This is a genomic window from Nonomuraea sp. NPDC023979, assembly GCF_040639085.1.
In the GTDB taxonomy this organism is placed as follows: domain Bacteria; phylum Actinomycetota; class Actinomycetes; order Streptosporangiales; family Streptosporangiaceae; genus Nonomuraea; species Nonomuraea ceibae.
The window spans coordinates 1-7,293 of the sequence record NZ_JBEZZG010000073.1; the positions used below are offsets into that span (position 1 = coordinate 1).

At 69.4% G+C, this 7,293-nt stretch carries 8 protein-coding genes and 1 pseudogene; 6 read left to right on the plus strand and 3 right to left on the minus strand.

Going from position 1 to position 7,293, the window contains the following annotated elements:
* Positions 1–408: pseudogene (locus AB0G11_RS48695) on the plus strand (hypothetical protein); the annotation flags it as partial.
* Positions 409–752: 344 nt separating this feature from the next.
* On the plus strand, positions 753–1,685 hold the full coding sequence (locus tag AB0G11_RS48700; protein ID WP_357594097.1) for a GNAT family N-acetyltransferase: 933 nt from the start codon (positions 753–755) through the stop codon (positions 1,683–1,685).
* Here AB0G11_RS48700 and AB0G11_RS48705 read toward each other — a convergent pair.
* Positions 1,640–2,122 (minus strand): leucine zipper domain-containing protein, encoded by a 483-nt coding sequence (locus tag AB0G11_RS48705; RefSeq protein WP_357594111.1) that lies wholly within the window; start codon positions 2,120–2,122, stop codon positions 1,640–1,642. The two genes, AB0G11_RS48700 and AB0G11_RS48705, sit on opposite strands and share 46 nt — an antisense overlap.
* Before the next feature lie 114 nt (positions 2,123–2,236).
* Here AB0G11_RS48705 and AB0G11_RS48710 point away from each other — a divergent pair, with 114 nt between their 5' ends.
* Complete coding sequence (locus tag AB0G11_RS48710) at positions 2,237–3,274, plus strand: alpha/beta hydrolase (RefSeq protein WP_357594099.1); 1,038 nt, start codon at positions 2,237–2,239, stop codon at positions 3,272–3,274.
* A 16-nt stretch (positions 3,275–3,290) separates the two neighbouring features.
* On the opposite strand, the gene AB0G11_RS48715 is transcribed toward AB0G11_RS48710, so the two are convergent.
* On the minus strand, positions 3,291–4,271 hold the full coding sequence (locus AB0G11_RS48715) for a WYL domain-containing protein (protein ID WP_357594101.1): 981 nt from the start codon (positions 4,269–4,271) through the stop codon (positions 3,291–3,293).
* A gap of 62 nt (positions 4,272–4,333) precedes the next feature.
* Between AB0G11_RS48715 and AB0G11_RS48720 the strand changes: the two genes are divergently transcribed.
* Positions 4,334–5,812 (plus strand): MFS transporter, encoded by a 1,479-nt coding sequence (locus AB0G11_RS48720; RefSeq protein WP_357594103.1) that lies wholly within the window; start codon positions 4,334–4,336, stop codon positions 5,810–5,812.
* Between the two features lie 86 nt (positions 5,813–5,898).
* Here AB0G11_RS48720 and AB0G11_RS48725 read toward each other — a convergent pair whose 3' ends face one another.
* On the minus strand, positions 5,899–6,636 hold the full coding sequence (locus AB0G11_RS48725; protein ID WP_357594105.1) for a helix-turn-helix transcriptional regulator: 738 nt from the start codon (positions 6,634–6,636) through the stop codon (positions 5,899–5,901).
* Between the two features lie 138 nt (positions 6,637–6,774).
* On the opposite strand from AB0G11_RS48725, the gene AB0G11_RS48730 reads away from it, so the two are divergent.
* Positions 6,775–6,969, plus strand: coding sequence for a hypothetical protein (locus AB0G11_RS48730; protein ID WP_357594107.1), 195 nt, complete (start codon positions 6,775–6,777; stop codon positions 6,967–6,969).
* 127 nt (positions 6,970–7,096) lie between these two features.
* Positions 7,097–7,252, plus strand: a complete 156-nt coding sequence (locus tag AB0G11_RS48735; RefSeq protein ID WP_357594109.1) for a hypothetical protein — start codon at positions 7,097–7,099, stop codon at positions 7,250–7,252.
* Positions 7,253–7,293 lie beyond the last annotated feature (41 nt).

The window sequence follows — 7,293 nt, forward strand, 5'->3', positions numbered from 1 at the left end:
GCGCTGGTCGGCATCGGGCAGAGCCTGTTCAACGTCCCGGTCAACACCGCCATGCTGGCCGCGACCCCGCCCGGCATGATCGGCACGGGCGCCGGCGTGGGCATGTCCGTACGGACCCTAGCCTTCACCGTCGGGCCGTCACTTGCAGCCCTCGCCTACGGCCTGGCCTCGGGCGGCGCCGCCGGATGCCGCGCCGGGGTCATCGTCCTGGCCGTGCTGCAGGCCGCGGGTCTAGCCGCCGGAATACGCCACCAAGGCGCGGACGGTGCGCGATTCCTGAACCGCACAAGCCACCGCCCATGGCCTCAGGGCTCACGGGTCGTTTCGGCGACGGGCCAGTCAGCGCAGATCGCGCGCAGCAGATTCGGGCCCTGCTGGCGCAGTTCCCCACCATGCCCGCGACGGTGATCGCCGAGCGAATCGGCTGGGATCGGTCGATCACGGTTCTCCAGGACTGGGGCCGTGTTCTGCGGCCGCAGTTCAAGCCGTCGACCCGGCGTCACGAACCGCCGGTAGGTAGACGGGGACGGGAGAGCGAGGCCCCTACGATCGTGGCTGCCTGGACCTGGAGATGCCGCCGGAGGCATGTCGCAATGCCAGCGCTGGGAGGCGGCCCGCAGGGTCGCCCGCGTTCCCTCACGCTCCTGTCGTTGGGCGCTCCAGCAGCCCTGTGGGCTGGGTCGACGGCGATCGGCGGCTTGCGGGCTCGTTGCTTGTGCAGCGACAGATAGATCGAGGCGGAAGCGTTGCCGGTGAGCGTGCTTGAGTTCGCGCCTAATCAGTTGGACACGCCAGGTGTGACCGTGTTTGATCGCGGGATGACCATCTTGTTGAGCACGCCGGGTGCCGATGACCTGGACGAAGTGGTGCGCGCGCTGGCGGAGTGGCGGCGCGAAGGGGCCTCGATGCAGCTGCATCCGGGAGACGTCGGGTTCTACTGGCAGTTCGGCCCGGAGAGGACCGCCGCGGCGCTGCGAACGTGGAGTCGTGAGGGCAGGATCCTCGGGGTCGGCCTGCTCGACGGGCCCGAACTGGTGCGGCTGGCGGTCGACCCGGACGCGCGGCTGGATGAGGACCTCGCGCGGCAGATGGTCGATGACGTGTCGCGACGCGAACGCGGCGTCCTGCCGGAGGGCAAGGCCCATGTCGAAGCGCTCTGGGGCGGCCGATTCCGGGAGTTGCTGCAGGAGAGCGGCTGGGAACTCGATGAGCCGTGGATCCCGATGGTGCGTGACCTGAGCGAATCCGTGGAGGACTGCGGCCTGCGAATCGAAGTGGTCGGCCCCGAACGGGTCGACGACCGGGTCACGGTTCACCGCGCGGCGTTCCAAGGGTCGAAGTTCAGCGCGGAACGATGGCACGCCATGGCGGACGGGACCCCGTACGCCAATGCTCGATGCCTTGTGGGGTACGACCGTCAGGGTGACGCGGTCGCGGCCACGACCGTCTGGTCTGCGGGTTTGGGCAAGCCCGGCCTGCTTGAACCCCTCGGAGTGCACGGCGATCATCAGGGACACGGTTACGGCAAGGCGATGGCGGTCGGTGCCGCGGCGGCTCTGCGCGACATGGGGGCGTCCAGCGCGACCGTGTGCGCCGAAGCCTCCAACGCCGGGGCCGTCGCCACCTATCGCTCCGCCGGCTACCAGCCGCAAGCCGAGGCGCGGGACCTGAGACGGGTGGAGTAAGGCGTGCCGGTGAGGGCGGAGGTACGGGGTGTTCGTAGCGGCGGGCGCTCTTGCGGGTGGCTCGGGTCGGCGTGCCGGTGAGGGGACAGGCGGCCAGTACGGGCACGTCGTGGCGGCGCAGGACGCGGGTGACGGTGCGGGCCGGCACGCCGCTTGCCCAGGCGATGTGGTCGGGCCCGGCCCGCAACTGAGCGTGGGCGGCCGGCACCTGCTACTCCGCAGGGGCGGGGGAGCGGCGCGGGCAGGTGCGGGGGCCGCTGCGCCGTCCGCGCAGTCCGTCCCAGCCCTTCGTTCCGGAACCGGCGCACCCACCGATGCCCGCGCTGGCGGAAGACACCGAGTTCGGCGGCGGTTTCCCGGATACGGGGAGCCTGGGAGGTGGAGTGTCGGGAAATCGCCCTTACCGACAGGCAACTTGCTCTGTCGTCGATGATCAGGTTCTCCCGGGCTCACAACTAGCAGACCTCGCCGCCCGCCGCAGTGGTCGAGAGGTGTGTGGTTCCAAAGGAAGAGGACTGTAGGTGGCCGCTACCGATGTCAGCATCCCTTCTATGACCAATCCTCCAACCGCCCGATCGGGTGAAGCTCATGACCAGGAACTCCGAGCAGGAAATGACGTGCGGATACCGCGGCCGCCGTACGGTGGCGACTTCGAAACCTTCTTGTCTTCCATCGCAGAGCATTTCCCACCGACCATCACTCCCGAGATGATCGAACCTCTTCGTGCGGGTGGCAACGCGTGGGCTCCGACGATCGAGGCCATGCTCAATGGCCGCGCGGTGCGGCGGGAGGACAGGACCATCCCGGGCGCCGAGGGCGGTCCCGACCTCACCGTCTCGGTTTTCCGGCCGAGCGAGGCCGCCGAATCCGCTCAGGCCGCTGTCTTCGGCATCCACGGCGGCGGGTTCGTCTTCGGTGACCGGTTCACCGAGCTGGACGAGGCCCTGGACTGGGTCGAGAAGCTCGGCGTGGTGCTCGTCTCGGTCGAGTATCGGCTGGCTCCAGAGCATCCGGACCCCGCTCCGGTCGAGGATTGCTACGCCGGGTTTGTCTGGATGGCCGAGAACGCCGATGAGCTGGGCATCGATCGTGAGCGGATCGTCATCGCGGGGAGCAGTGCGGGCGGAGGGCTGGCCGCCGGGGTGTCGCTGCTCGCCCGGGATCGTTCCGGGCCACGGCCGGTCGGGCAGTTGCTGATCGCGCCGATGTTGGACGAGCGCAACGACTCCCTGTCCGCCCGGCAGTTCGCCGGCGTCGGGGTGTGGGATCGGGGCAGCAACGACACGGCGTGGAACGCGCTGCTCGGGGATCGTCGGGGGACGGACCGGGTGACTCCGTACGCCTCGCCCGGGCGTGCCGGTGATCTGTCGTCGTTGCCGCCGGCGTACATCGATGTCGGGAGTACGGAGACCTTCCGTGACGAGTCGGTCGCGTACGCGCACGCGCTCTGGAAGGCGGGGGTCCAGGCGGAGTTGCATGTGTGGCCGGGCGTCTTCCACGGCTTCGACGTGATGATCCCGGACGCGACGATCTCCGTCGCCGCACGCCGCGCCCGCGCGGAGTGGCTCGCCCGCACGCTGGAGGCGTAACCCACACGCGGGGGCGTCAGTGGGGGGCCTGGACGGCGGCGTAGCGGGTCGCCAGTTCGCCGCACGCCGCGATGAGCTCGGGCGGGCCGATGACCTGCATGTCGGCCGCGAAGGTCCCGTACAGGGCCGCGAGCCCGACCCATGACCACGCGCCCATCGACAGCCGGCACCGCTCCGGCCCGATCTCCTCGACGACGGCGCCGCCGGGCACCCACTCGGCGATGGACGCGGCCGACACCTCAAGGATGGCCACGCCCTGGCACGCCCATTCCTCGACGGTGTCGCCACGGTCGAGGTGCGTCTTGACGTACGCGGCCACGTTGGGCATCGGCAGCTCGCGGGGCTGGAAGCGCAGGCCGGTCCGCATGCGGGGAACGATGCGGTCGACCCGGAACACCCGCCATTCCGCCCGGTCGAGATCCCATGCGACCAGGTACCAGCGGCCGCTCCAGACGAGGAGGCGGTGTGGTTCCACCCGCAGGGGCGGCGTCCACCCCGCCTCCGCCTCCGTGGTCGCGTAGTCGAAGCGCAGCACCTCGCGTTCCCTGACTGCGGCTCCGACCATGGTCAGCGGGCCGGTCTCCACGGAGGGACCGGGGAACTCCCACGCATTGGCGATGGCCGTGATCCGCATCGCGTCGATCTGGGCCCTCAACCGCGGCGGCATGACCTGCCGGATCGTGGCGAGCGCCCTGGCCGCCGCCTCGCCGAACCCGACGACGGCCTTGGGCGCGAGCTGCAGCGCCAGGGACACGGCGATGGCCTGATCGTCGTCGAACAGCAGCGGAGGCAGATCCGTCCCCGCCGACAGCCGATACGTCGCCCCGGGCCCCTTGGTGACGTGCACGGGGTAGCCGAGGTCGCGGAGCCGCTCGATGTCGCGGCGCACGGTCCGGAGGCTGATGTCGAGCCGCTCGGCCAGCGCAGGACCCGACCATTCGCGTTGGGCCTGGAGCAGCGAGAGCAGGAGAAGCAGGCGAGCCGAAGTCTGACGCATATCTCCACGTTCGCACGAGAGGCGGCCAGTGGTTGACCGCCTCTGCTGGCACCGTGCCCGGCATGACCAACCATTCGTCTCCCCCGACCGCCTCGCCGCCCGACTCCTCGGTGATCACGAGTGGCCGCGTGGCGCTGATCGCCGTCTCCGTGGTGCTGCTCGCGGACTTCATGGAGCTGCTCGACGCCACGATCGTGAGCGTCGCGGCGCCCGAGATCATGAACGAGCTCGGCGCGAGCGACGCGGCGATCCAATGGACGGTCGCGGGCTACACGCTCGCGATGGGCGCGGCTCTCATCACCGGAGGGCGGCTGGGTGATCAGTACGGCAGGCGCCGGGTCTTTCTCGGTGGACTAACCGGATTCGGCATCGCGTCGGTGCTCTGCGCGCTGGCGCCGAGCGCCGAGGTGCTGATCGCGACGCGCGTTCTGCAGGGCCTGGCCGGTGGGTTCATGGTGCCGCAGGTGTTCGGGATCATCCGCTCGTCGCTGGGGCCGGCCGCCCGGGCGAAGGCCTTCGGCGCGTACGGCGCGGTGCTCAGCCTCGCGTCGGTCGCCGGGCCTCTGCTCGGCGGGTTCCTCGTCGACGCCGACCTGTTCGATCTCGGGTGGCGGACGATCTTCTGGGTGAACGTGCCCGTCGTGATCATCGGGCTGTTCCTCGGCGCGCGGTACCTGCCCGATTCCGGGGCTGAGGAGCGGTCGCGGCTCGACGTCCTCGGCGCCCTGCTGGGCGCGGCGACGGCCGTGCTGGTGCTCCTGCCTCTCGTGCAGGGCGGCGAGTGGGGCTGGCCGTGGTGGGGGTACGCGCTCATGGCCGGCTCACTGCTGACGGGCGGGCTGTTCCTGTACTGGGGACGCCGGGTGTCGTCGCGCGGCGGGCAGCCGGTCTTCGATCCGGCGCTCCTCCGGGTGCGGGCGTTCGCCAGCGGCCTCGCCGTCTCGACACTGTTCTTCGGCGCCGTCGGTTCGTTCTTCTTCCTGCTCTCGCTCTATTTGCAGCTCGGCCTGGGGATGAGCGCATGGGAGACCGGGCTTGTGATCGTCCCGTACGCGGTCGGCGCGATCGTGACGTCCGGCATCGGCGTCCAGTTCGCCGGTAAGGCCGGGCGGGTCCTCCTGATCAGCGGGGCGCTGGTCCTGGCGGCGTCGCAGGTCGTGTTCCTCCTCATCGTGCGCGCCGACGCCCACCCCGGCCCCTGGCTCCTCGCGCTGCCGCTGTTCATCGGCGGCCTCGGCCTCGGCCTGACCGCGCCCTCGCTCATCAACGTGATCCTGGCCGGGGTACCGGCGCGAGAAGCGGGCTCGGCCGGAGGCGTGCTCACGACCGTCAGTCAGATCGGCAGCGCCGTCGGTGTGGCCGTCCTCGGCGGGATCTTCTTCGCCGTCGTCGATGGAGCGCTCTCCGAGGGGACGGCCGCGGCTGACGGATTCACGGAGGCGTTCTCCGCGATCCTCCCGTGGCAGATCGGCTTCTACGCGCTCGCGGCCGTGCTCATGCTGCTGCTGCCCGCGCGGGCCGCCGAACACAAGGACGAATAGCGTCGAGTTGTCATCCCTTGTCGGCCCGCCGCTCGGGTCGAAACGACCGGACGCAATGTAACGCTGGGTAGTCGTGGGCGGACTGGTCAGGCGTCCTCTGCAGAGGCGGGCAGGCTCGGCAGTGCGTCTGGGTGCGTCAGTAGTCCGGTCTCGATGATTTCTCGCGCCGTCTGCGGATCGTAGGAGGGCAGGCGGATGCCGCTGTCCATCATCGTTTCGATCAATCTGGCCATCTCGGTCAGATGGTGCTCGCGGACCTTTCGCAGGTGCTGGGCTTCTGTGGAGTCGCCCTGCTTGACCTGTTCGAGGTGGGTGAGCCGGCCGGTGGCCTTGATCATGAGGTCGGTTTCGTCGGAGAGCTGCTGGTAGAGCTCGATGGGCCGCACCACTGCGCGCCAGGCTTCCAGCCTGGTCGGTCCGTTGGGGCCGCCGATGGTGCTGCGGTCGGCGTAGGGCTTTCCGTCGCTGTGCATCCGCACCGGAGGCTCGGCTCCCGTGGCGCTCTTCCAGGCCATGCGCGGGTGAACGGCCGGCTCCAGCGGGATGGTGGGAACCCGGTCCAGGCCGCCGACCGGGAAGATCAGCAAGAGGAGGGGCACGGCCAGGGCGTGCGCGAGAACTTCGAGCTCGTCCACCGTGACCTCCCTACGGCGCTTGCCGGCGCGATCGCGGCGGCCGGTCTCGATGTTGGTGAGGGCGGCGAAGGTCAGGTGGTCTGCCCCGAGCCGGGCACATTCCTCGGCCAGTTGCTCGCGCGTCAGTCCCAGCCTCTTGCGGTGCTTGCGGACTTGCTCGGCGATGACATCACTCGGAGAACTGTGCATATCGACAACCTCACATTGCAAATTGACTAATCCGAGTGTACCCCCTACGGTGCGTCGGTAGGCGACGGACGACCGAACCGGGGGCCGCCCCGCCGCCCGATCAGGTCATCTTTCCGACCGCTCACGCGGGGGGTACGCATGAACACCAGTCGCGCCGTCTGGATGGCGATCATCACGATCGCGGCGGCCGTCGTCGCACTCGCCACCTATCTCCTGAGGTCTGCCGGAGGCTCGAACCCGGCCGATGCGATCCTCACCAGCGCCGGCGCCTTCGCCAGCACCGTGCTGGTCCTCTTGGCGATCGCCTACTTCCTTACCGGCACGTCGCCCTGACCTCGGCGTCAGATCTCCAGATCAGCACGCGTCGGTCACACCTTGGCCGTACCGGACGGTAGTCACATGACTACGGCACATCGTTCTCTCGTCCTACCGAAGCAGAGCGGGTGAAGGGATCCGGCTGATGCGGCGAGAGTGGGAGCTGGAGGACCTCATCGAGTGCTGGACGCTGGATGAGGCCGAAGCCCAGCTGCTGGGCAACAAGAGCGGCGCCACACGGCTGGGCTTCGTTATCTTGAGCCCTCAAGGCTCTGTCTCTGACGTGTATGACCTGCGCTAACTCCTTCCCGATCATCGTGGTGGATGCGATTACCTTCCGCT